This is a genomic window from Ureibacillus sp. FSL K6-0786, from assembly GCF_037965165.1.
Lineage (GTDB): Bacteria > Bacillota > Bacilli > Bacillales_A > Planococcaceae > Ureibacillus > Ureibacillus thermosphaericus.
This window is the reverse complement of sequence record NZ_CP150191.1, coordinates 800,335-824,328: the sequence shown is the minus strand read 5'-3', so window position 1 is coordinate 824,328 and position 23,994 is coordinate 800,335. Positions and strand designations below refer to the sequence as shown.

Annotated in this window: 23 protein-coding genes; 20 read left to right on the top strand and 3 right to left on the bottom strand. The window is 34.3% G+C overall.

Annotation, left to right across the window (positions count from 1 at the left end; translation table 11 throughout):
• Positions 1-14: 14 nt before the first annotated feature.
• The 13 genes from rfbA (at position 15) to NSQ18_RS03995 (ending at position 11,674) form a co-directional block, all read left to right on the top strand.
• On the top strand, positions 15-881 hold the full coding sequence (gene rfbA / locus NSQ18_RS04055) for a glucose-1-phosphate thymidylyltransferase RfbA (RefSeq protein ID WP_339289076.1): 867 nt from the start codon (positions 15-17) through the stop codon (positions 879-881).
• Positions 878-1,957 carry a DegT/DnrJ/EryC1/StrS family aminotransferase gene (locus tag NSQ18_RS04050; protein WP_016838000.1) on the top strand — a complete coding sequence of 360 codons (1,080 nt, stop codon included), beginning with the start codon at positions 878-880 and terminating at the stop codon, positions 1,955-1,957. Before rfbA ends, NSQ18_RS04050 begins: the two co-directional genes overlap by 4 nt.
• A gap of 9 nt (positions 1,958-1,966) precedes the next feature.
• Positions 1,967-2,989, top strand: a complete 1,023-nt coding sequence (rfbB, locus tag NSQ18_RS04045) for a dTDP-glucose 4,6-dehydratase (protein WP_016838001.1) — start codon at positions 1,967-1,969, stop codon at positions 2,987-2,989.
• A gap of 61 nt (positions 2,990-3,050) precedes the next feature.
• Complete coding sequence (locus NSQ18_RS04040) at positions 3,051-4,160, top strand: hypothetical protein (protein ID WP_339289074.1); 1,110 nt, start codon at positions 3,051-3,053, stop codon at positions 4,158-4,160.
• Positions 4,147-5,352 (top strand): ATP-grasp domain-containing protein, encoded by a 1,206-nt coding sequence (locus NSQ18_RS04035; RefSeq protein WP_016838003.1) that lies wholly within the window; start codon positions 4,147-4,149, stop codon positions 5,350-5,352. The genes NSQ18_RS04040 and NSQ18_RS04035 overlap by 14 nt, the downstream gene beginning before the upstream one ends.
• Positions 5,349-5,858 (top strand): hypothetical protein, encoded by a 510-nt coding sequence (locus NSQ18_RS04030; RefSeq protein ID WP_016838004.1) that lies wholly within the window; start codon positions 5,349-5,351, stop codon positions 5,856-5,858. Before NSQ18_RS04035 ends, NSQ18_RS04030 begins: the two co-directional genes overlap by 4 nt.
• Before the next feature lie 204 nt (positions 5,859-6,062).
• The gene (locus NSQ18_RS04025) at positions 6,063-6,428 is read left to right on the top strand and encodes a flagellar protein FlaG (protein ID WP_339289073.1); all 366 of its coding nucleotides are present in this window, start codon (positions 6,063-6,065) and stop codon (positions 6,426-6,428) included.
• Between the two features lie 26 nt (positions 6,429-6,454).
• Positions 6,455-9,031, top strand: a complete 2,577-nt coding sequence (gene fliD, locus NSQ18_RS04020) for a flagellar filament capping protein FliD (protein ID WP_016838006.1) — start codon at positions 6,455-6,457, stop codon at positions 9,029-9,031.
• 24 nt (positions 9,032-9,055) lie between these two features.
• Positions 9,056-9,415 carry a flagellar protein FliT gene (locus NSQ18_RS04015; RefSeq protein WP_016838007.1) on the top strand — a complete coding sequence of 120 codons (360 nt, stop codon included), beginning with the start codon at positions 9,056-9,058 and terminating at the stop codon, positions 9,413-9,415.
• A 93-nt stretch (positions 9,416-9,508) separates the two neighbouring features.
• On the top strand, positions 9,509-9,913 hold the full coding sequence (fliS, locus tag NSQ18_RS04010; protein WP_016838008.1) for a flagellar export chaperone FliS: 405 nt from the start codon (positions 9,509-9,511) through the stop codon (positions 9,911-9,913).
• Between the two features lie 319 nt (positions 9,914-10,232).
• Positions 10,233-10,637 carry a PilZ domain-containing protein gene (locus NSQ18_RS04005; RefSeq protein ID WP_016838009.1) on the top strand — a complete coding sequence of 135 codons (405 nt, stop codon included), beginning with the start codon at positions 10,233-10,235 and terminating at the stop codon, positions 10,635-10,637.
• A gap of 108 nt (positions 10,638-10,745) precedes the next feature.
• The gene (raiA, locus tag NSQ18_RS04000) at positions 10,746-11,300 is read left to right on the top strand and encodes a ribosome-associated translation inhibitor RaiA (RefSeq protein WP_016838010.1); all 555 of its coding nucleotides are present in this window, start codon (positions 10,746-10,748) and stop codon (positions 11,298-11,300) included.
• A gap of 158 nt (positions 11,301-11,458) precedes the next feature.
• Positions 11,459-11,674, top strand: coding sequence for a hypothetical protein (locus NSQ18_RS03995; RefSeq protein ID WP_168412662.1), 216 nt, complete (start codon positions 11,459-11,461; stop codon positions 11,672-11,674).
• Between the two features lie 443 nt (positions 11,675-12,117).
• Here the strand turns inward: NSQ18_RS03995 and NSQ18_RS03990 are convergent, their stop codons facing one another.
• The gene (locus tag NSQ18_RS03990; protein WP_016838011.1) at positions 12,118-13,461 is read right to left on the bottom strand and encodes a hypothetical protein; all 1,344 of its coding nucleotides are present in this window, start codon (positions 13,459-13,461) and stop codon (positions 12,118-12,120) included.
• 224 nt (positions 13,462-13,685) lie between these two features.
• Here NSQ18_RS03990 and NSQ18_RS03985 point away from each other — a divergent pair, with 224 nt between their 5' ends.
• From NSQ18_RS03985 to NSQ18_RS03965, 5 genes are all read left to right on the top strand, one after another.
• A complete protein-coding gene (locus NSQ18_RS03985; protein ID WP_339289069.1) occupies positions 13,686-14,885 on the top strand; it encodes a M20 family metallopeptidase in 1,200 nt (399 codons plus the stop codon).
• Positions 14,886-14,981: 96 nt separating this feature from the next.
• Positions 14,982-15,386, top strand: a complete 405-nt coding sequence (locus tag NSQ18_RS03980) for a carboxymuconolactone decarboxylase family protein (protein WP_016838013.1) — start codon at positions 14,982-14,984, stop codon at positions 15,384-15,386.
• 23 nt (positions 15,387-15,409) lie between these two features.
• Positions 15,410-16,282 carry an NAD(P)-dependent oxidoreductase gene (locus NSQ18_RS03975; RefSeq protein ID WP_311733644.1) on the top strand — a complete coding sequence of 291 codons (873 nt, stop codon included), beginning with the start codon at positions 15,410-15,412 and terminating at the stop codon, positions 16,280-16,282.
• Between the two features lie 26 nt (positions 16,283-16,308).
• A complete protein-coding gene (locus NSQ18_RS03970) occupies positions 16,309-17,121 on the top strand; it encodes a DUF3100 domain-containing protein (protein ID WP_016838016.1) in 813 nt (270 codons plus the stop codon).
• Positions 17,122-17,146: 25 nt separating this feature from the next.
• A complete protein-coding gene (locus NSQ18_RS03965) occupies positions 17,147-17,590 on the top strand; it encodes a hypothetical protein (protein ID WP_016838018.1) in 444 nt (147 codons plus the stop codon).
• A gap of 261 nt (positions 17,591-17,851) precedes the next feature.
• Here NSQ18_RS03965 and NSQ18_RS03960 read toward each other — a convergent pair whose 3' ends face one another.
• Positions 17,852-18,733, bottom strand: a complete 882-nt coding sequence (locus NSQ18_RS03960) for a DMT family transporter (protein ID WP_339289065.1) — start codon at positions 18,731-18,733, stop codon at positions 17,852-17,854.
• Positions 18,734-19,785: 1,052 nt separating this feature from the next.
• On the opposite strand from NSQ18_RS03960, the gene thiD reads away from it, so the two are divergent.
• Complete coding sequence (gene thiD, locus NSQ18_RS03955) at positions 19,786-20,616, top strand: bifunctional hydroxymethylpyrimidine kinase/phosphomethylpyrimidine kinase (RefSeq protein ID WP_339289063.1); 831 nt, start codon at positions 19,786-19,788, stop codon at positions 20,614-20,616.
• A gap of 63 nt (positions 20,617-20,679) precedes the next feature.
• Here thiD and NSQ18_RS03950 read toward each other — a convergent pair whose 3' ends face one another.
• Positions 20,680-21,105, bottom strand: a complete 426-nt coding sequence (locus NSQ18_RS03950; protein WP_339289061.1) for a VOC family protein — start codon at positions 21,103-21,105, stop codon at positions 20,680-20,682.
• Positions 21,106-21,268: 163 nt separating this feature from the next.
• On the opposite strand from NSQ18_RS03950, the gene secA reads away from it, so the two are divergent.
• Positions 21,269-23,773 (top strand): preprotein translocase subunit SecA, encoded by a 2,505-nt coding sequence (gene secA / locus NSQ18_RS03945; protein WP_339289059.1) that lies wholly within the window; start codon positions 21,269-21,271, stop codon positions 23,771-23,773.
• The last annotated feature ends 221 nt before the right edge of the window (positions 23,774-23,994 follow it).

The following is a 23,994-nucleotide window of genomic DNA, read 5'->3' as shown; positions in this document are numbered from 1 at the left end:
TTTGGGGTGAAACAGTGAAAGGGATTATTTTAGCTGGCGGTAGTGGAACAAGATTATATCCTATTACAAGAGGTATTTCTAAACAACTCTTACCAATATACGATAAACCGATGATTTATTACCCACTTTCAGTATTGATGTTAGCTGGAATTCGGGAAGTATTGATTATTACCTCTCCAAAGGATTTACAGTCATTCCAGAGTCTGTTTGGAAGCGGTAAAAGTTTAGGAATGGAGATAACTTATAAAGTTCAAGAAAAACCAAGAGGGCTCGCAGATGCATTCATCATTGGGGAAGATTTTATAGGAAATGATTCTGTTTGTTTAATATTAGGGGACAATATATTTTTTGGACAAGGTTTTACACCTATTTTAAAAAAAGCAATTACTTTAAAAGAAGGGTCTATTATATTTGGTTATCAAGTAAAAGATCCTTCAAGATTTGGTGTAGTCGAATTTGATGAAAATAAAAACGTTATTTCAATTGAAGAAAAGCCAAGTATTCCAAAATCTAATTATGCAGTAACTGGATTGTACTTTTATGATAACGATGTCATTCAAATAGCAAAAAATTTAAAACCTTCCGCTAGAGGTGAAATTGAAATAACAGATATTAATAATGAATATTTAAAACGTAAAAAACTCCAAGTTCGATTACTGGGCCGCGGTTTTGCATGGTTAGATACCGGTACTTTTGAAAGTCTTCTAGAAGCAAGCCAATTTGTTGAAACGGTGCAAAAAAGGCAAGGGTATATGATTGCTTGTTTAGAAGAAATCGCAATGAACAATGGATGGATTGATGTGCCAGAAATAACAAGTCCTCCTAAGAATTCTTACGACCAATATGTATTAAGTTTAATCAAAAAGGACGATAAAAAATGATTAATGTAACCAAACCGTTCCTCCCTCCACAAGAAAAGTATACAAACTTAGTTAAAGGCATTTGGGAAAGAGCTTGGTTAACAAATAATGGTCCGCTGGTACAAGAACTTGAAATGAAATTAAAACAATACTTAAATGTTTCTTCTTTACACTATGTTTCTAATGGCACAATAGCATTACAACTAGCGATTAAAGCATTAGATTTATCTGGGGAAATTATTACAACGCCTTTTTCTTTCGTAGCAACAACAACAGCAATTTTATGGGAAGGATGTACTCCTGTTTATGTTGACATCCGTCCAGATACTTTATGTATAGATGCAGATAAAATAGAAGAGGCAATCACAGAAAAAACATCAGCTATTCTTGCAACCCATGTGTACGGAATCCCTTGCGATGTTGAAACTATTAATCGAATTGCAAAAAAATATAATTTAAAAGTTATTTATGATGCTGCTCATGCTTTTGGAGTGAAATATAAAGGAGAGTCCATTTTACAATATGGGGATCTGTCTACTTTAAGTTTTCATGCTACTAAAGTTTTTCATACAATTGAAGGCGGCGGAATTGTAAATAATGTTGGACCAGATATTGATAAGTTTATAGTGCAATTAAAAAATTTTGGTCAACAAGATAATATACCGATAGTAGAAGGAATTAATGGGAAAAATTCAGAGTTCCATGCGGCAATGGGGATATGTAATTTAGAATACATAAATTTAAATTTAATAAAGCGGAAAAAGTTAAGTGAAATGTACAATAATTTGTTAAATCCTAGCCTTCAAGTTTTAAAAATTGGTAATGAAGTAGAGTATAACTATGCATATTTTCCAATCCTTTTTGAAAGTGAAGAATTGTTATTAAAAGTTAAAGAGTTATTACAAGCCAATAGTATTCAATCAAGAAGATATTTTCATCCTTCATTAAATAACTTACCGTATATTCAATCTAAACATAATTGTCCGATATCTGAAGATATTTCGAAGCGGGTTCTTTGTTTGCCATTATATGCAGATTTGGCTATGGAGGATGTTCAAAAAATTGCATCTATAGTTAACTCTGCAATTGAAAGGTAGTGAAAAAATATGAATTTACTCGTAACAGGGGGAGCAGGATTTATTGGATCGAATTTTATTATTTATATGTTAAATAAGTATCCCGAATATAAAATAGTTAACTTAGATTTATTAACATATGCGGGAAAACTAGAAAACTTAACGGAAGTTGAAAATCATCCAAATTACGAGTTTGTAAAAGGGAACGTATGTGATCGAGAATTAATTGAGCATTTATTTCAAAAATATCAATTTCAAGGAGTTTTCCATTTTGCTGCCGAATCCCATGTGGACAACTCAATAAAAAATCCTGGTGCTTTTGTAGAAACGAATGTGAACGGAACATTTACCGTTCTTGATGTAGCACGAAAATATTGGATGGATTCACCAGGAAAAGTAAAAAACGAATTTAAAAATGCTCGATTTCACCATATATCAACAGATGAAGTATTCGGTTCCTTAGGCGATGAAGGATATTTTAATGAAGAAAGTCCGTATGCTCCAAATAGCCCATATTCCGCTAGTAAAGCTGCTTCTGATATGTTAGTCAGAAGTTATTTTCGTACATATGGAATGAATGTTGTAATAACAAATTGTTCCAATAATTTCGGCCCAAGGCAGCATGATGAAAAATTAATTCCAACGATAATTAGAAAAGCTTTAGCGGGAGAATTAATTCCTATATATGGGAATGGGTTGAATGTGAGAGACTGGTTATTTGTAGAGGATCATTGTACAGCAATTGATGTCGTCTATCATCAAGGAAAAGCAGGAGAGTTATATTTAGTTGGCGGAAATAATGAAAAAACAAATATCGAAATTGTTGACACTATATGTGAAATTTTAGATAAAGCAGCATTTGATAAATTACAAGCCTTTGGCATAAAGTCATTTAAATCTTTAATATCTTTTGTAGATGATCGAGCAGGGCATGATTATAGATATGCTATCGATTCAAGTAAATTAAAAAATGAACTAATGTGGATTCCGAGAACAAATTGGTATAAAGGATTAGTTCAAACTATTGATTATTATTTAAAGAAAAACATTTAATTGTATGTTCAAATATATTAAGGAAAATTGGTTGCGCAAACAATATTAAGTGGGGATTATTATGAGTAATAAAAAAGGAGTATTACTATTTTCTGGATTTAATCCAAGAGCGATATTAGCGTTTTTGCGGACATTAGAAAAAAATAAGTTTGAAAATTACTTTATTATAGCCAAGTCAAAAGATGATGAATTATTTAAAACAAAATATAAAGATAAAATTGTATACACTAGGGAAAGTTTAAAATTAGATATTGATTTAACTATTACTATTATTAAGGATATTTTAAATAAAAATAAATTAGAAGAAATTGTCATCATTCCTAGTTCTGAGGCAATCAATAGATTTTTATTAAAATATAGGAAAAAGTTTGAAGAAGTCGGTGCAATAATACCACTAGTTGATGAAAATTTGTATATTGATATTTCCGATAAAGAAAATTTTACAAAGTGCTGTTTAGAACAAGGGTTAAAAGTACCTTCTCATATTGAATTTCCTAAAACCTTTGAGAATGTATTCGTTGCAAAACCTAAAAAGTATGAAACTAATGATGGAAAGATTTACTCCCCAGTTATTATTGAGAATGAAAGTGATTTTGTTAATTTTATTAAAAAGTATCCATTAAATGCATTTTATTATCAAGAGTATGTCGAAGGCAGAAGCATATATTTACTTTACTATTTCACAAAAGACGGACAGGTTTATAAATTATCTCAGGAAAACTATTTACAACAATATGGTGGCAAGTCGATAATTGCAGCCGAAATTTCAGATTTCCATAAAAATAAAATATCATCGGATTATGAGAAACTTTTTTTGAGTAAAAAGTTTTTTGGCTTGGTAATGGTTGAATTACGGTTGAGACAAAATGAGTTTATTATGATTGAGGCGAATCCAAGATTGTGGGGGCCATCTCAACTATTTGTGGATGCAAGTTATAATTTCTTTGAAATATTCTTAAAAGAATGGTCAATTTTAGATATTGATATTAATCTAAATAACCCTATAAAAGCAAAATATTTTTGGTCTGAAGGGTTACTTTTGGATCAAAAACATAATAAGAGTCCAATGACCTTTAATAATAAATTTAATTTAAATAGCCTTCAAGATTGGATTCAATTCGACTTATATAACCGGGAAGACACAAAGGAGATTTTTAATGAAAGAAATTAAACAAAATTATTCAAACAGTGTTTTAGTTTCTGTCGGCGCTGGTACTAACCAATTACCTTTTATTAAAGCAGCGAAAAAAAGAGGAATTAAAGTTGCCTCGTTTGGAAAAGGGAAAAATAATAGTGAAGCAATAGAGCTTAGTGATTATTTTGAAGAAATAGATACTTCTAATTTTGATGAAGCAATCAATTGGTTAAATGCTTTGGATGAAAATATTATAGCTGCTGGTTCTTATGCTGGAGGAAGGGCTATTAAAACATTGTTAAAAATTACGAATCTTTATAATTTACCTACAAAAGTTCCTAATGACTTAATCATCGGAATGGAAAAAGAAAAACAGCAACAATTATATTTAAAATTTGGGCTTTCTCAAATTAAAACCTATACTATTAATGATATTAATAAGAATTTAGAATTATTAAACGATGAAACACTTTATGTTTTAAAGCCTTCAATTGGAAGAGGATCAGCTGATGTATTATTTATTGAAGGAAAAAATTTAAAAAATAAAATTTTAAACAATGAGGTTCAAGCTTCTAATGTTGTGCAGGAAGTAAGTTTCGGCCAGGAATATCGTGTATTATTAATTGTCCAAAATAGTGAAATAAAATTATTAGCACCGCTGAAAAGAGAGAATTTTAAAAATACATTTTTTTTAGGGAAATTGTATTTTTGCAAAGATAGTTTAAATTATAAAAGAATAGTAGAACATGCTAACAAATTAATAAAAGAAATGAATATAGTTAACTCTATCATTAAATATGACATTATCGTTGAGGAAAATAAGATAAACTTAATTGAAATGGATATCGGTGTTGGTGGAGGGATTTATTTTAAAACTTTTATTTCTAAAATTTTTAACATTGATTTGACTGAATTATATTTAGATTTAATTTGTGGTTTTCCAATTGATGTTTATTTGCCTAAAAATACAAATTTGATGATGACTTACGTATTTAATGAAACAAATAAGAAAATTACATACGATGTTGAAGAATGTAGAAATGAATTATCATTAAAATTTGGTCATGTTGAATTATTAGTTAATCAATTAAGACCTGAGAATAAGAATAGTTTTGAATCCAATGCAGACTTTATTTTTACAGTAATTCATGAAAATGATGAATCGGATGGTAATCAGTGGATCATTAATGATTTTGTTAATGAACATTTGTTTAAGGTGGAAAAATGAAAGTTGTAGAAAAAGAGGAAAAGTTTCTAGTTGAAGTAATAGAAAAAAAGGAATTATGGGACAAAGAATTTCTTATTTATCAATGGTACTTAAGTGCAAGTTATGAAGAAAATACAAAGATTAAAGTGATTTTCGACTTTCAAACTTTAAAAGCCAAACTTGTACAAGTTAGTAAAATAAGATTAAATGATAATCTATTTGAAAAAGAAATAAAATACTTAAATAAAGATGAAGTGAATTTTTTTGATTTAATAGGGTGTTCATTTGTTGCAAAAAGAAGATCCATAAAAAACAATATTTTTTTGGATAAATTTATTAGGTCCAACGGGTTATGCGACTATTTATTAGAAATTGAAGATGAAGGAGTAATAACAGACAATATTATTCTACTAGAAAATGTAACAAATGATTCGAATTATTATAATCAAAATCTATGTATAGAATTTGATGAGTTGGAATTAAAAACATTCTTAACAATTTTCGATTGCTTCGAATTTTATAAATAATAATTTTTATTATTAGCAGTATATACAATCATCGAATATAGAAAAAATACAGCAGAAATTTCCATGGTTTGTTGGGGATTTCTGCTCTTTATTTTTAATTTTATAATCGTGCATTTATGGAAATTAGTATAAATTTTGCTCAATCAATCCGATATAACTATTAGTAAATAAACTTTTTGCTCGGTTAATCAAGGAGGAGTACTTATGCGCATTTCTTCACAACCAGCTATAGATACTTCAACAGTTGTTAAAGCTGTTGAAAATGCATCAGATGATAAAATCAATAAGCACGGAAGCAATGAGTCATTGGTTATTGATAATAATATAATCGGTAACGAAGAATCTACAAAAGAAAAAATAAAACAAGCAGTAAAATCGATGAATGAATTTTTAGAAATCAATCATAGAAGTTCTAGATTTGTTTATCATGAAGGTTTGGAACGCTACTACATCACGGTAATTGATCAGGATACCGAAGAAGTAATAAAAGAAATTCCGCCAAAAAAATTGCTTGATGCTTTCTATGAAATGCAAAAACTTGTTGGAATGATTGTAGACGAAAAAATTTAACGGGAACATATTAGGGAGGTTTTTATATGTCACAACTTCGTATCGGTGGATTAGCTTCTGGTATGGATATAGATGCGCTAGTTGAAAAACTAATGCAAGCAGAGCGCATCCCACTTGATAAATTACAACAACAGAAACAAATTTACGAATGGACTCGCGATGCCTATCGCAATGTGAATAAAAAATTACAAACTTTTGATACTTATATTGCGGATAATTTATTGCTAAAAAGTTTCAATACGAAAACAGCCACTTCCTCAAATTCTAGTTTAGTCGAAGCTACTGCAACTGGTTCAGCTGCAGGAACTTTGACAATTGAAGGGGTTTCTCAATTAGCTTCGGCTGCTCGTGCAGTAGGCGGGCAAGTAAATGGGATTGGTACAACAACATTAGGAGATTTATTTGCGAACAGTGGTGTTACAGTAAGTCAAAATTATATAGAAATTCGTGCCATTCAAAAGGACGGTACATTAGCTGCTAAAGCTACAAGAATAGAATTTACAGAAAATATGACAATTGATCAATTCGTCAGCAAGATTAATAGCAGTGCTGCAGGTGTTAGTGCCGTGTTCGAAAATGGACGGCTTTCTATAACTGCAAAAAACACTGGTGATGTAAAAGGTGGAGCAGAAATTGTTGTTGACTCTGGTCAAGAAGTTTTTGCAGCATTTCAATTTGCTGACACAACAAATTTAGCTGATAACGGTAAAAATGCCATTTTTCAAGTTAATGGTATAGCTACAGAAAGAGCATCCAACTCATTTAGCATTTCTGGCTATAACGTTACGTTAAAGTCCACTTTCAATAGTGTTCAAACAATCGCTGAAAAATATATTGCAGCTCAAAAAGAATTGGAATTAGCTGGTATTAACTTAACAAATAAAACTAATCAGTATAATAATGCCAAAGATGCTTATTATGGTGTTGGTGCTACAGAAACACCGAGTTATACGACTGCGCATAACAATGCATATAAAGTTGCTTTTGGAAATACACTAACTCTTTCAGAACAAGAACTCTTTAATAAACTCGGAAGTGCATTTTGGAGAAAATTATCGGATGATGAAATTAATTTCATTTTAGAAAATAAAGATGATTTAAAAACAGCAATCGAAGCAAGTGATTATACGAACCTAAAAGCTCTATCTGATGATAAGATTCAAATTTTAGCTGATTTATCTGAACAAGAATTAGTAGATTATAGATTACATGCAAATTATCAAGTTTATGGTACAAAGTTAAAAGATTTTGATGCAGCAGCAATTGCCGCTATCCAAAACTTTGCTTATGATAGTAATGACGACTTAACGACAATTCATGAGAATATTGATAATAACCCTGAATTTAGCGATGAAGTTAAAAAGGTGCTTAAATCTCTATCTAAAGATGATTTAACGAATTTACTATCCACTTCGCCAAGTACGTTAGAGATTTATCACCAAAAAGCTCAAGCAGATGATTTGAAAACAAAATATAGCGCTCTTGGTGATTCGTTCTTTAATAATTTATCTGCCTCTGAAATTGAAACAATTAGCAATATCGATTTTACTCAAGAAGATGCAATTTCATCCATTACCGATGAAACTTTGCGCAATAAACTAGAGAAGCTAACTGAAAATCAAATAAAAGCATTAGATAGTTTAACAGAGGAACAATTAAACAATTTTAAAAATTTAGCGGAACAAAACATTATTAGAAGTAATTATGTTAAAGCAAATTCTGAATTAAATGCGGCTCAAACTCGTTTAACGAATGCACAAAATACTTTTGATACTGCAAAAGAAGATGCACAAAATGCCGGTATATTAAATGGTGATGATATAGATGAAGATGCTTTAATAGGTGCGCCAACAACAAGTCCGGTATCGATTACATCTACAACCAACGTGGATGACATTATTTCTAAAATAAAAGATTTTGTAAACACATATAATGGTTTAATCAAAGAATTAAATGATTTAATTAAAGAATCAAAATATAGAGATTACCCACCTTTAACTGAAGCCCAAAGAAAAGAAATGGATGAAAAAGAAATTGAACTTTGGGAAGAAAAAGCTAAAAGTGGTCTACTGCGCAGCGACTCGATTATTCGAGAAGGTATTTCTAAAATGCGTGCATTATTGTATGAATCAAATCCGGCAGTTTCCAATCCAAAATATAATACACTCTTTAGCATCGGAATCACTACTTCTAAAAATTACAATGATGGTGGTACTATTGAAATCGATGAAAACAAACTTCGCAAAGCTTTAGAGGAAGATCCGGATGCTGTGGCAGCGCTATTCACAAATTATGGTAAAAAAGACGATACTATCATTGAAAATGGCGTTGAAAAAACAGTTGATACTCGTGGATACTTACAAAAACTCCGCGAGGAAATGACAAATATCAAAAATAAAATCGAGAAAAAAGCTGGCCGTACTACAATGACTGCGAATCAGTATACTCTTGGTAAAACTTTAACTGATATCGAGTCTCGTATCAAAACTTGGAAAGACAAGCTTATTACGATTGAACAACGCTACTGGAAACAATTCACTGCGATGGAGCAAGCTATCAATAAAGCAAACATGCAAGCAAGTTTATTCATGCCTCAATATTAATGATTGAAAAGGAGTTGATATTACATGGATTTAACAAAACAATTATTACAAGTTTCTGCTAAGCTGTATCAACTCCTTTCCGATATTCCAAAAGGAGAAGAACGAGACGATTATATAGAAAACATCCATCAATTGTTGGATGAACGGGGAGAAATCATCGACTCTTTAAAGCGTCAAGGATTTCAAATTCAGCCTGAATTAAAAGATCATTCGATGCTAATGCAATTGGATGAAGGAATTCGAAAAAGACTTCAGCTTGTTATGGATGCAGTGAAAAAGGATTTAAAAGATTTGCAAAATGTGAAAAAACACGAAAAGCAATATTCAAACCCTTATGCGAGCGTACAAGTGATGGACGGCATGTATTATGATAAGAAAAAATAATAGAGAGTCACTAAAAATGAAGTATCTTCTATGATAAAATGATAGTAAAAAACTCATAGGGTTTTTTACTTAGCGATTAAAGGAGTGTCTTATATGACATTACATAATAACGCATATAATGCGTATAAACAAAACAGTATCAATACAGCTTCCCCTGGTGAACTGACATTAATGCTTTACAATGGATGTATTAAATTTTTGAATTTGGCTAGAAAGGCAATTGAAGAAAAACACATTGAAGAAAAAAACACTAATTTACAAAAAGCTCAAAATATCATTAACGAACTAATCGTTACACTCAACATGGATTACGAAATATCAAAACAAATTCTTCCATTATATGAATATATGAATCGACGCTTAATTGAAGCAAATATCAAAAACGATGTCGAAATCGTTGATGAAGTAATCGGATTGGTTACGGAATTCCGTGATACTTGGAAAGAAGTTATTAAACTAAATCGCCAACAACAATATCAAAATGTGCAGCAAGTGTAGTCGGAATTTACTAATCATTTGGATCTTAAAACGCCTTACACCCGAAATATAAGGTTGTAAGGCGTTTTTTATTTAATAAAGTCGCTAAGTATATTGGAGTTACGTTATTCGCTATTCAGTACTATGAATTTTTCAAGCGATAGGTACAAATATCCTCAAAGTTTAGGGCTTTTTTATTATCAATAACGCTTTACAATAGTTAAAAAATCGTCACAAATTTTTGTGAAAAATATTAATTCTTATTGTGGATATTTTCTTTTCATTAACGATATTTATAATAAGAAGAGTTTGGCAGGACTGTTAATTTGGGGGAATGAATATGATATCTAAAAAATATAAGCGCAAAGAGGCGTTTCGATTCGTTTTTAATCAACCATTAGATGCACAATTTTCTGTGCTTGTAAACGGACGTCGGATTGATAGTGAGATGCATCCATGTAAAATTATTGATATTAGTCCTCGGGGAATGAAAGTGTATACGAACTCAGATATTTCTAAAATATACAACCTTCCTCCTGAATCGTTGCAGTTTCAGATGCATTTTGTTTTGGATATTACAAGAATTCAAGCTATTGGTTATGTACGTTGGAGTAAACCTTTTGGTATGGGTGCTCATTTTGGATTGCAATTTAAAAATCAACCAGATATTGAAGAATTGATTATTAGCGAAATGAAGCGCCGGAGAAGAAAAGAAGTTATTTCAAAAAAATATATCGGTTTTTAAAAGGTAAAAAATTTGTCGAATTCCTAAAAAGAATACATAGTTTCTAGAAGGAATTTGCAAACTTATGTAGAATATAATTTACATAGGGTCAATAAAGGAGGAGTTTACATGTTAAACTTTAACATTCGCGGTGAAAACATTGAAGTAACTCCAGCTATTCGAGATTACGTCATCAACAAAGTTCAGAAAATTGAAAAGTTTTTCAACGAAGGTGTCAATGCTTCTGCCAATGTAAACTTGAAAGTGTATAATGATAAGAAAACAAAAGTGGAAGTAACCATTCCGTTAAAAAACTTAACGCTTCGTGCTGAAGAGCGCCATGAAGATATGTATGCTGGTATTGACTTAATTGTAGATAAACTCGAACGACAAATTCGTAAACATAAAACAAAAGTCAACCGCAAACTTCGTGATCGCGAAGGTGTAGGCGTTTATTTCGCTAATAATATTACTCCGAATAACAATGATAGCGGCAAAGATGAAGATTTTGAAATTGTTCGTACAAAACAGTTTGACTTAAAACCAATGGATGAAGATGAAGCCATTCTCCAAATGAACTTGCTCGGGCATGACTTTTATGTTTATACAGATGCGGAAACAAACAATACAAACATCGTATACAGACGAAAAGACGGAAAATACGGTTTAATTGAAACAAATTAATTAATAGACCCCTATTCCCCTCTGCTTTAGGCAGGGGGAATTTCCATTTTCGCATGTAGAAAGCATTTTATACAATGGTAAGCCCTCAAACGACGCATATCAATCGATCGTACCTCCCTGTAAGATAGAGTTATCGATTACAGAGGAGGTGTTTTTGTTTGGCAGTTGAAAAACTAAATATCGTTCCTGTCAATTTGGAATCCGATTCTGATTCAACTCCACCCTTAACGATTCGTGGTCCTCTCAAAAATAAGGAGTTATCTATACAAGTTGAGAAGCAATTTGCCCGAGCAAGGTGTTTTTCTAATCCAGCAATGGAGCTAACCACACGATTGAACGAATACCGAATAGATATATGGAGTGGATCTAAATAAGAAAAAATTGTAAGTAAAAACCGAGAAATCACTTTAGTAAAGATAAGATAATAGTCAAATTCAAAGAGATAATAGCCAACTCGGCCGAGATAATAGTCAATCTAGGTAAAATAATAGCCAAAGCCAAAAATTCGCATCAGCAGAGATGGGATAATAGCCAAAAGCAGTGAGATAATAGCCAACTCGGCCGAGATAATAGTCAACCCAGATAAGATAATAGCCAAAGCCGAAAATTCGCTCCAGCAGAGATGAGATAATAGTCAAATTCAAAGAGATAATAGTCAACTCGGCCGAGATAATAGTCAATCTAGGGAAAATAATAGCCAAAGCCAAAAACCCAAACCAGCAAAAAAAGGATAATAGTCAAATCCAATAAGATAATAGCCAACCTGCCCAAGATAATAGTCAACCCAGGTAAAATAATAGCCAAATCCGAAATCCAATCACTCTTCCGTCAATTTCAGTTCGTATAGCTTTCTTGGTCTACCTCTTCCAGGAGGTTGTTCTTCACCTATTACTTTCGCAAATCGATAGCTTTCTAATGTGTGTAATATTCGATTGGCTGTGCGCAATGATATGTCAAATGCTTCAGCAATTTGATGGCTTGTTATATATGGATGTTCTTGATTTTGAATAAGTGAGCGTAATTTTGAAATTGTAATGGCACTTAATGAAGTCTTCTTTGCAATATCTTGTAAATGACGATTATTCAAATGCGTTGAAAAGGAAAGGGGTTCTACTTCTTCACTGTTTAATGGCCCTATAATGCTGCCATTTTGATATGCTAAGTATGTGGTCGAAGTATGCTTTGCTTCAGCAAATTTTAACGCACGATTTGCATAAATTTCAGCACGGGCTGCATCATTTCCAACACCGATACCGATCGAGATTCTCGTTCCTAAAATTTCCTCAATCTCTTTTGTAAAAGGGAACACTTTATAATTTTTGGTAAGTTCTTTTAAAATTGATTGATTTGTATAAAGTATGGCTTTGAAATCGTTTTCGAAAGTGAGTGACATTTCATATTTCTCACAAAAATTAATAATGGCTTCTTGGAACTTTAATTTTTGCTTATAAAATGTATATCGATTTTTTGGACGGCGATCTGCTTCGTGCCATTTGACTAATATGGCAATGGTTTTGAGCTCATTGCTAATTAATTGTTCTAATTTTGCGATTAATATTTCGGTTGTCATTGAGATTGCAGCGTAAGTTGGTTTAATGCGCATCACTGGAACTTGGCGTTTTTGAAGTTCATAGGCAACACTTGTCAAACAAGTAATTGCATATTTCGTTTTTCCTTTTCGGTAATATTCTTCGTGAATATTTGCCCAGTGTTCCGTTGTATAGGAAGTATCGCCATGAATTAGAAAATAATGATCTGGCGATAAATCGATTTCCTCAAGTGCAACTTTAACCTCTTTTTCAGCTAATAAGTCTATGGAAAAAGGTGTAAATAAATTAATATCCCCTTGTTTTTTGCTTAACAGTTTATAAAGACATAAGTATAGAGCGGAGCTATCATAACGAATATGTAATGAGATAGGAGGGATTGTTTTCAGTCGAGGAACAATTTCTTCACGATATATTTCATAACCAATTGGCCCCATAAAACATAATAAATCGCATTTTTCGACAAAAGAGAGCTCTAATTTCTTCGTATCCTCAAATTGATTTACAATTGAAAGGTTAATGGATACATTGAGCAAGTTTAATTCCTCTAGCTGTGTTTTAAATTTTGTTGCAAGATCTTCTGGTCCGACTATTCCAATATTGTATACAACCATTACTTCTCCCTGCCTCAAATATGCTTTTAGAAAAATTTTATAAGAAATATTTGCTTTTTACAATGAGATTTTGACTAGTCAATTTTTAGTATTTCTAAAATACTGAAAATTGAATATTTACAAATAATAGAAAATGTGCTAATTTGTTCTTAATATTTTTAGGACTATTTATCAACCTGTCCATAAATATATTACTCTTTTGAATCTGGATAGGAGGGAGTCTGATGAACCAAACCATTTTATCTTCTGATTTAATACAACAATGGATAGAAGATGAGTTTGATGAAATTGTTGAATTGCGTAAGACTTTACACAAATACCCTGAAATCGGATTTGATTTACATAAAACATCTCAAATCGTAAAAAACTTTCTAAATAATTGTGGTATAGAAGTGCAATCAGGATATGCGAAAACTGGAGTGGTCGGCATATTAAAAGGTGGGAAAGAGGGGCCGGTTATTGGATTGCGCGCGGATATGGATGCATTGCCGATTAAAGAATGTACAGGGGTAGATTTTGCGTCACAACATGAACAGGCAATGCATGCATGTGGACATGATATGCACATGGCCATGTTACTCGGTGCGGCGAAAATTCTTTCAAAATACAAAGATCATATAGCTGGAACAATTAAATTTATTTTTCAACCGGCAGAAGAAATGTTGGCTGGTGCGAAATATATGATACAAGATGGTGCATTAACTAATCCGAATGTGGATTACATTTATGGCTTTCATGTGTGGCCTGATCTACCAATTGGAAAAATAGGTTTTAAGAGTGGGCCATTGATGGCGAGCATGGATACATTTGAAGTGGCACTGACTGGTCAAGCTGGTCATGGAGCAGCTCCACATCAAGGAATTGATGCCATTGTTGGCAGTGCCAATATCATTGCATCTTTACAAAGTGTGATTAGTAGAGAAATAGATCCGGTAGATTCAGCGGTGATTACGATCGGGAAACTGGAAGCTGGAAATGCCTTTAATATTATTCCAGAAAAAGCTGTATTTAAAGGAACCGTTCGAACGTTGAGTGATAAGACAAGAAAAGATATTCAAAAAAAGTTTTTGAGAATTATTTATGGCATGAGCAGCGCGTTACGTCTTGAGGCAGATATCATATACAACTTTGGCTATCCCGTTACAAACAATACAAAACAATATGTGTTGCATGCCCAACAATTAGCAGAAGCATTATTTGGATCGGATGCTGTAGAGATATTAGAAAAGCCAAGTATGGCAAGTGAAGATTTTGCTTTCTATCTTGAGCATGTGCCGGGTGCATTCTTGTTTTTAGGTGTTGGAGATGATGAAGGGGGTTCATATAAACTTCATCATGAGAAATTTTTACCTAATGCAGAAGCGATGAAATTTGGCATTGCTTTATATATTGCATTAGCTACAACGCCATTTATTAAAAAATAAAACGGGTTTTTTATTGCATGAATTCATATAGGAATCATGCCTAACAGAGCATGGAGACGAATTAGTCCATTTCAAAAATATCGCGGGGTGTTGTGTGTGACGATAGAAAAATTTAAAGAAACGTTTAGAGAAATGTATAAAGAAGGGTTTAAAGCAAGAGAGGAAGTTTTAGGCGAGGAAAATGTCCAACAGTTCATTAGGAATACGAATGAGTTTAATCGTTCTTTTCATGAACTGGCTATGCAGTATTGTTGGGGAGAAATATGGAATCGCCCAAATCTCGATCGAAAAACGAGAAGTTTAATTAATATAGCATTGTTAACAGCATTAAATTATCAACACGAACTAAAAATTCATTTGCAAGGGGCTATCAATAATGGCTGTACAAAGGAAGAGATAGAGGAGGTCTTCTTACAATGTGCCGTTTATTGCGGCATTCCTGCAGCAGGAAATGGGATTGCGACAGCACTCGAATTTTTTAAAGAAATAGAAAGTAAATAGTTTCCATTCACGGGGGGATGTGTGTGAAGATTGGAATAATCGGCTGCGGACTTATGGGAAAAGGCATTGCCTACAACTACATTCAAAATAAGGATGACGTATATATTTACGATACAAATCCACAAGTAAAAGATTGGATCCAAGAAAATGAGGGCATTGCAGTTGATTCTCTTCAACAATTAGGGGAGAAAGTGGAGTTCATTATTTCATCGTTACCGACAGTTGAAGCCGTAAAAGATGTGTATTTAAATGCATTGTTAAATGTGTTAAAACCTGGTTCTGTAATTGTAGATATGAGCACAACAGATGCTGGCACAGCGATAGAAATCGCATCGATTTACAATGAAAAAGGAATGTATTTTTTTGACTCACCAGTAAGTGGTGGGCCTAATGGAGCGAGAAATGGCACATTGACATTGATGGTTGCTGGTGATCAAGAGAAGTTTAATGAAATTCTTCCTATTTTGCAGGTTGTAGGGAAGGACATCATTTATTTAGGGAAAAACGGAAACGGCCAAATTGCAAAACTTTGTCATAATATCGTCGTTGCATCAACAATTGCAAGCATTGGGGAGGCATATACAGTTGCATCAAAAGCTGGCTTAGATTTAGAAAAATTAGAAGAAATCCTTTCAAAAGGAAGTGCTTCAAGAGTTCTTGCAGTTTTTGGAGACAATATTTTAAAGAAAGCGTATGACAATGTTTTGTTTAGTTTGGACCATATGCATAAGGATGTTTCTCTCTATACAAAAACAGCTGCAGAGTTACAAGTTCCTGTTTTATTGGGAGCACAAACGTATCAACTTTTTGAAGCTGCCAAATCTCAAGGACTTGGTAGCAAAGATACAACCGCAGTTTGCCAATTTATTGAAAAATTGGTTTTATCAACTACGTAATTATTGAGCTTTAAAGGAGTGGAATGATGAGGGAACTCTTAAACTGGAAAATCCATGCATTCGTATTTGTATTAGTATGTATTGCTGAATTTATTGGGGTAAAAAGTTTAAACATTGGGGTTGGAGCGATTGCCTTCTTCCCGATGCTGTATGCGTTAATTTTGGGAGCAATCATTAGTTTGCCAAGATTTAAAATTTTATCCGATAAAGAGATGGATATTGCTTCAAAAATATTGGGAATCTCCTTTATGTTATTCGTTGCAAAGTTAGGTACGTTGATGGGGCCTTCTATCCCGCAATTATTAGATGCTGGGTTAACATTAACGTTGCAAGAGGTAGGTCACTTTTTAGGAACGATTGTATTTGGTTTACCTGTTGCTCTACTAATTGGGATGAAACGGGAAGCAATCGGTGCGACATTTTCCATCGACCGGGAACCGAATTTAGCGATTATAGCAGAAAAATATGGTGCAGACTCTCCTGAATCTCGCGGTGCCATCGGCGTTTATATTTGCGGAACATTATTTGGAGCACTCTATTTATCTTTACTTGCTAGTTTAATAGCAAGTATCGGCTGGTTCCATCCAATTTCTCTCGCGATGGGAGCTGGGGTAGGATCCGGTAGTATGATGGCTGCAATGACCGGTGCATTAGCCATTATTTTCCCGGAAGCTAGTGATGATATCGCAGTGTTTGCTGGGGCTGCTAACTTAATTACAACGATTGTTGGTACGTTTGTATGCGTTGTTTTCTCTCTACCATTTACAAATTTCTTATATAAACATTTGGAACCAATCTTGGGGAGACGTTCTAGAATTCAAACAGATGGTGAAAATTAATTGAGCTAAGTGGGGGTACACATATATGTTGGATAAAACATTAACGTTCATATTGATTGGAATCATTGCGATAGTAGGGAACTGGATTGGATATGGTGTCTCTCCAATTGATGCTTTACCTGGAATGATGATTATTGCGGCAATTACGATTTTAGGTTATGCCATTGAAAAAATTGTTCCATTAAAAATTCCAGTAGTTATTTGGGTGTCCGTTATTGCGTTATTTGTGACTTCAGCGATTTTCCCTTGGCAACAAACAATTGTAGATGCCACAACGCAAATTAACTTTATGGCGTTAGCAACTCCAATTTTAGCTTATGCGGGTCTATCATTTGGAAAAGATTTAAAAGAATTTAAAAAGCTCGGCTGGCGAATTGTTGTCGTATCACTTTTTGTGTACACGGGAACTTTCTTGTTAGCTACATTGATTGCGGAAATCGGATTTAGATTAACGGGACAATTTAAATAGTATTCAATAGTTTATTTTGCTATAGATAACATGAATTTTATTGAAAGGAGATGATATGGAAAAGGTAAATTTTTCAGTGGTTGGATGAAGAAGTAGTAATAGCGGTGTTGAAATTGGTGTTGAGGCATTTTAAAGTGGTTTTTATTTGAAGTTTGTTATTCTTGATTATATGGTGTTGAAGAGGAATAGAGATGATTAGCGAAGGTGTCCAAATCAGGATGCCTTCGCTATTTTCATAAAACAGCACTATTCTTCCAAAGTTTAAGTTTTTTCTTTTTGTCTATTTACTAAATAGATGCTTGATCCTACTAAAATCATGCCGATAAATAAATTTTTTGTAATGGCTTCATTCAAAAAAATTGCACTGACAACCACTGAAATAATAGGTACTAAAAAGGTGTAGGAACCGACTTTGCTTGCTTCACCTTCATTCATTAATTTAAAATAAATCACTTGCCCCGCGGCCATTCCTGCTGTTCCGCCCCAAATAATGGTACTGATTAAGTCAATGTTCCAAACGATGGCATTGATATTTTCAAAGAAATATCCTAAAACAAGTAGCGATCCCCCACCGAGTATCAATTGCATAACGACCATCCAATAAAAGTCGACTCTGGATTTTAATTTTTTGACAAATACGACTCCACTTGCCCAAGCAAGAGCTGTGGCGAGGGCGAGTGCAACACCAATGGCAGAAAGGTGGATAATTAATCCATCAATGCTTACAAGCACAATCCCGATAAATCCAAGCACTAAGCCAAATATTTTCGTAACGGTCATATCTTCATTCAACAACCACCAAGATAAAATGCCCAGAATAACTGGTTGAAAGTATACTAGTACAGAAAATAATCCACCTGGCAAATACACCATGCCAACTGTTTGAAGTCCCAGGTAGAGAATGTTATTTAATATTGCTGAGATTACGTAAAACTTCCAATGTTCTTTAAATTTCAAGAGATGCCGCATTTTCCAAGCAAGGGTTAACAAAATAATTCCTGCGATAAATGAACGGATTCCAGCAAAGAGGAGTGGGGGCATGAAGTTAACGCCATGTTTATAGATAGGCCAGCTAACTCCCCAAATGATAATTAACAATGCAAGAAGTAAATAGGAGACGAGCGGATTCTTACTTTCTGTCAATGAGCAACCTTCTTCCATGATGTAATTAGTTTTTGGAGTGAGGTTTATGAGTTTATTAGAGGAAATTAATACTTGAATTGTGTTTTATAACTTTATCTGAGGCAACTAAAACCTCCAAATGATGAAGAACTCAGCTTAATAAATCGAATTTATCAAAATTTCTTTCGCATGATTTGATAAGCATTTTTCTGAAATACGTAATCCAGCTGTGCCCATTAGTATATGTTGAGATGCAGTAGTAGGTGCTTAGTGGGTAAGGTCTTTTGAAGAGAATTGCTATTAAAGGATGAATGATTTGTGGTTGAAATGATGGCGTAAACGATTTATTTGTTTGGCAAACATTTACGTGAAAGTGGCTAATATCAAGGTGAAGTTGGCCAATATCGATTAGAGATTGACTAATATCCCACTCGCAGAAGCAGGAATTTTTTCGAATGGCAAATATCTTTCCGAGAATGGCTAATATCAAGGCGAAGTTGACTAATATCGAACAGAGATTGACTAATATCCCACTCGCAGAAGCAGGAAATTTTTCGAATGGCAAATATTTTTCTGAGAATGGCTAATATCAAGGCGAAGTTGGCCAATATCGAATGGAGATTGACTAATATCCCACTCGCAGAAGCAGGAATTTTTTCGAATGGCAAATATCTTTCCGAGAATGGCTAATATCAAGGCGAAGTTGACTAATATCGAACAGAGATTGACTAATATCCCACTCGCAGAAGCAGGAAATTTTTCGAATGGCAAATATCTTTCCGAGAATGGCTAATATCAAGGCGAAGTTGGCAATTATCTAATTAAATTTGGCTAATATCTCACTAGTAGCAGTTGTATTTTTCGATAGATGGGTAATTCTAATCCTACTTTGCTTACTACAAGTATTTTCTTGAATCCCGCAAGCATCTTCATAAGTTTGAATTCAAACACGTAGTAAGAATCTCCCGCAACAAATCTGACCCCAATCAAATTGCTTATTCTGATTATTTCCATTCATCTTATAAAAAGCTTAAAATCAAATATAAAGCTTGGTATTAAAAGGAGAAAAGGACATGACAATAGCGAAAGTATGTACAGTTGCAGGTGCTGCAGCTCGCAGTGGTGCCGGCATTCAAGCGGATTTAAAAACGTTCCAAGAGCTTGGGGTGTACGGTTTTACAGCCATCACTGCCATCAATGCAAAACATCCAAACAAAGAAAAAAGTTTATTCATTCAACCTTTAGATGCAATTGAAGCACAACTCCTCATTATCAATGAACAAGAGGATTTAGATGCATTAAAAACGGGAATGCTTTTCTCAAAGGAAATTATCGAACTTGTTTCCGATTGGTTGGCGACAACTAACATTCAAAATATCGTGGTTGATCCGGTAATGTTCGGTAAATTCGGGTCTCCTTTACTTGATTTTGATGCGATGGAAACGCTGAAATCGAAACTGATCCCTCAAGCAACAATTATTACACCAAACATGCCGGAAGCAACTTATTTACTTAATGGACAAGAAATTACATCAGTTGCGGATTTGCAGGATGCAGCAAGAGATCTTTTAAAACTTGGTCCAAAGTATGTTCTTGTAAAAGGGGGACGTTTAGAAGGACCAGCTATTGATGTATTGTATGATGGTCATAAAATGATAAAATTGGAAGCTCCACGAATCGATACAATCCATACAAATGGGGCAGGCTGTTCATATTCAGCAGCAATCACAGCGGAACTGGCAAAAGGAAAATCAATTGAGGAAGCAGTGTTCAATGCAAAAAAATTCGTCACTGCCGGTATTAAACGCTTCATTCCATTTGAAGTGGTACCGGGGATGATTGATCACCGTGCCTATAAGATGTACGATGAAGATGAAGTTACGATGACAGAATTTGGAATATAATGGAGTGAATGAAATAGGCAGTATATGTTGATTCATTTTCAACAATAGACTGCCTTTTCTTCTTTATTGCCCTTTGCTTTCGTGATTGAATTGCCAATTTACTCCGAATTTGTCAGTTAGAGATCCGTAAGCTTTGCTCCAAAACGTTTCTTGTAGCTCCATTTCCACTTGGCCCCCATCTTTCAACATCTCAAATGCCCTTTTCATAAAATCCAAATCATCATCAATGAAGGCGACAGTAATATTATTACCTACCGTATAAGGGTAGCCTGGAAACGTATCGGAAAACATAAGTCGGCTACCACGTACATTAAGATTAGCATGCATAATCAAATTTTTTGCTTCTTCTGGCATCTCGAACTCTGAATTGTCTTGGTAAACTTCTCCGTACGTTTGTATGTAAGGCTTCTCCGTTTCAAACACTTTTGCATAAAACTCTATCGCTTCTCGACAATTCCCATTAAAAATTAAATAAACCTCTAATGCCATAATTGATCCTCCTTATCATTTACTGTTATATCATTAGTCGTTTTTTCCAATAATTAAACAAGATTTTTATTATGATTCTGATAAATTAAAGGCGTGTATTTGCACCATTATACTACCAATGATAAAATGAAAGTTAAGACTGAATGGGAAGTGAATGTTTTCAATGGTAAATATTTTAAATAAATTATTTGATTTCAACAAAAAAGAATTGAAGAAATTAAATAAAATTGCTGACCAAGTGGATGCATTAGCACCACAAATGGAACAGCTTTCTGATGAAGCGCTTCAAAATAAAACTGAAGAATTTAAATCTCGTTATCAAAACGGTGAAACTTTAGATGACTTATTACCAGAAGCTTTCGCTGTTTGTCGCGAGGCTTCCCGAAGAGTGCTTGGCATGTATCCTTATCGCGTGCAAGTGATGGGGGCAGCTGTACTACATGACGGTAACATCGCTGAAATGAAAACCGGGGAAGGGAAAACGTTGACTTCCACCATGGCGGTTTATTTGAATGCCCTCACTGGTGAAGGCGTCCATGTCGTGACGGTCAATGAATACCTGGCAAAACGTGATGCTACTGAAATGGGTAAATTATATGAATTTTTAGGTTTATCTGTTGGTCTTAATTTAAATAGCTTGACGAAAGAAGAAAAGCGTGAAGCTTATGCAGCGGACATTACATACAGTACAAATAATGAACTGGGCTTTGACTATTTGCGCGATAACATGGTGCTTTATAAAGAAGACCGTGTGCAACGCCCATTAAACTTTGCCGTTATTGACGAGGTGGACTCGATTTTAATTGATGAAGCAAGAACGCCATTAATCATTTCTGGACATGCGGGTCGTTCGGCAAAACTTTATGTGCAAGCAAATGCCTTTGTTCGCATGTTAAAAAAGGATGAAGATTATACTTACGATGAATCGACTAAAGGGGTTACGCTTACAGAAAGCGGTATGACGAAAGCGGAAAAAGCTTTCGGAATCGACAACTTATATGATTTGGCTCACGTTCGTTTGCTTCATGCAATTAATCAATCCTTAAAAGCCCATGTTTCAATGCAAAGAGACGTCGATTATGTTGTGCAAGATGGAGAAGTAGTGATTGTTGACAGCTTCACTGGCCGTTTAATGAAAGGTCGTCGTTATTCAGATGGTCTTCACCAGGCGATTGAAGCAAAAGAAGGCGTGGAAATCCAAAACGAATCGATGACAATGGCAACCATCACATTCCAAAACTACTTCCGTATGTATAAGAAATTAGCTGGTATGACAGGTACAGCAAAAACGGAAGAAGAAGAATTTAGAAATATTTATAATATGAATGTTGTCGTCATTCCAACAAACAAACCGATTGCTCGTATTGACAAACCAGACCTTATTTTCGCAACAATGCAAGGGAAGTTTGAAGCCGTTGTAAAAGATATTGCGGAACGTCACATGAAAGGGCAGCCGGTTCTTGTTGGTACTGTAGCGATTGAAACGTCTGAAATTATTTCACAACTGTTAAAGAAACATAAAATTCCTCACAACGTATTAAATGCCAAGAACCATGAACGAGAAGCGGAAATCATTGCTCAAGCGGGTCAAAAAGGTGCTGTGACGATTGCGACGAACATGGCTGGTCGTGGTACGGACATCAAGCTCGGTGAAGGTGTAAAAGAGCTTGGCGGACTTGCAGTAATCGGTACAGAACGTCACGAATCTCGCCGCATTGATAATCAGTTGCGCGGTCGTTCCGGACGTCAAGGAGATCCAGGGATTACTCAATTCTATTTATCCCTTGAAGACGATTTAATGCGCCGCTTCGGTTCAGATAGCATGAAAGCCATGATGACGAAACTTGGGATGGATGATTCCCAACCAATTCAGTCAAAAATGGTGTCAAAAGCGGTGGAATCTGCACAAAAACGCGTAGAAGGAAATAACTTTGACGCTCGTAAACGTTTGTTACAATACGATGAAGTGTTGCGTCAACAGCGTGAAGTCATCTATAAAGAGCGGAATGCTGTTTTAGAATCAGAAAATATGCGCGAAGTTGTGGAACACATGATTCGCGAATCAATTGAAAATATAGTCCATACGTATACTTCTGGAAATAAAGAAGAATGGAACTTTAAAGCAATTGAAGATTATATTAAAGCAAACCTTCTGGATGAGGGAGATATTACTGTAAATGATCTTCATGGTAAATCACCGGAAGAAATGATTGATTACATCTTTGCTGCTGCAATGGCTCGTTACAATGAAAAAGAAGAACAATTGACGCCAGAACGTATGCGTGAATTTGAAAAAGTTATTTTACTTCGTTCCATCGATACGAAATGGATTGACCATATTGATGCAATGGACCAACTGCGTCAAGGTATTCATCTTCGTGCTTATGGTCAAACAGATCCGCTTCGTGAATATGAGCAAGAAGGATTTGCGATGTTTGAAGAGATGATTGCTGCGATTCGTGAAGATGTCACGAAGTATGCAATGAAAGCCCAAATTCGCAATAACCTGGAGCGAGAAGAAGTGGCGAAAGGTCAGGCAGTGAATCCGAAAGAAGAGGAAAAACCAAAACGCCAGCCGATTCGTAAAAAGCAAGACATTGGTCGAAACGATCCATGTCCATGCGGCAGCGGCAAGAAGTATAAAAACTGCCATGGTGCAGTATCTTAATTCATTTTCTCTCATCATCTCTTTTGAAAGTTTTCTACAAAACCGTTGTCATCCTTTTTGATGGCACGGTTTTGTTTCGCGATTTGGTAAGAGACTTACTTCCATTTAAATGATTCTGTTTATTTGTATTGGGGTGCAAGGTAGGTTCGAACATTCTCTATTCAATTGAGTAAGATAAGTTTGCCGACCTTCTCCCGTTAAGTCATTTTATTTCTTCAAAT

Excerpts from the sequence above, each read along its gene's own strand:
- NSQ18_RS04050 (WP_016838000.1), top strand. The coding sequence starts at position 878 with ATGATTAATGTAACCAAACCGTTCCTCCCTCCACAAGAAAAGTATACA.
- NSQ18_RS04015 (WP_016838007.1), top strand. The coding sequence starts at position 9,056 with ATGGATTTAACAAAACAATTATTACAAGTTTCTGCTAAGCTGTATCAA.
- raiA (WP_016838010.1), top strand. The coding sequence starts at position 10,746 with ATGTTAAACTTTAACATTCGCGGTGAAAACATTGAAGTAACTCCAGCT.
- NSQ18_RS04035 (WP_016838003.1), top strand. The coding sequence starts at position 4,147 with ATGAAAGAAATTAAACAAAATTATTCAAACAGTGTTTTAGTTTCTGTC.
- NSQ18_RS03985 (WP_339289069.1), top strand. The coding sequence starts at position 13,686 with ATGAACCAAACCATTTTATCTTCTGATTTAATACAACAATGGATAGAA.
- NSQ18_RS03950 (WP_339289061.1), bottom strand. The coding sequence starts at position 21,105 with ATGGCATTAGAGGTTTATTTAATTTTTAATGGGAATTGTCGAGAAGCG.
- NSQ18_RS03965 (WP_016838018.1), top strand. The coding sequence starts at position 17,147 with ATGTTGGATAAAACATTAACGTTCATATTGATTGGAATCATTGCGATA.
- fliD (WP_016838006.1), top strand. The coding sequence starts at position 6,455 with ATGTCACAACTTCGTATCGGTGGATTAGCTTCTGGTATGGATATAGAT.
- secA (WP_339289059.1), top strand. The coding sequence starts at position 21,269 with ATGGTAAATATTTTAAATAAATTATTTGATTTCAACAAAAAAGAATTG.
- NSQ18_RS04005 (WP_016838009.1), top strand. The coding sequence starts at position 10,233 with ATGATATCTAAAAAATATAAGCGCAAAGAGGCGTTTCGATTCGTTTTT.
- NSQ18_RS03970 (WP_016838016.1), top strand. The coding sequence starts at position 16,309 with ATGAGGGAACTCTTAAACTGGAAAATCCATGCATTCGTATTTGTATTA.
- NSQ18_RS04030 (WP_016838004.1), top strand. The coding sequence starts at position 5,349 with ATGAAAGTTGTAGAAAAAGAGGAAAAGTTTCTAGTTGAAGTAATAGAA.
- NSQ18_RS04040 (WP_339289074.1), top strand. The coding sequence starts at position 3,051 with ATGAGTAATAAAAAAGGAGTATTACTATTTTCTGGATTTAATCCAAGA.
- fliS (WP_016838008.1), top strand. The coding sequence starts at position 9,509 with ATGACATTACATAATAACGCATATAATGCGTATAAACAAAACAGTATC.
- NSQ18_RS04025 (WP_339289073.1), top strand. The coding sequence starts at position 6,063 with ATGCGCATTTCTTCACAACCAGCTATAGATACTTCAACAGTTGTTAAA.
- NSQ18_RS03990 (WP_016838011.1), bottom strand. The coding sequence starts at position 13,461 with ATGGTTGTATACAATATTGGAATAGTCGGACCAGAAGATCTTGCAACA.
- thiD (WP_339289063.1), top strand. The coding sequence starts at position 19,786 with ATGACAATAGCGAAAGTATGTACAGTTGCAGGTGCTGCAGCTCGCAGT.
- rfbB (WP_016838001.1), top strand. The coding sequence starts at position 1,967 with ATGAATTTACTCGTAACAGGGGGAGCAGGATTTATTGGATCGAATTTT.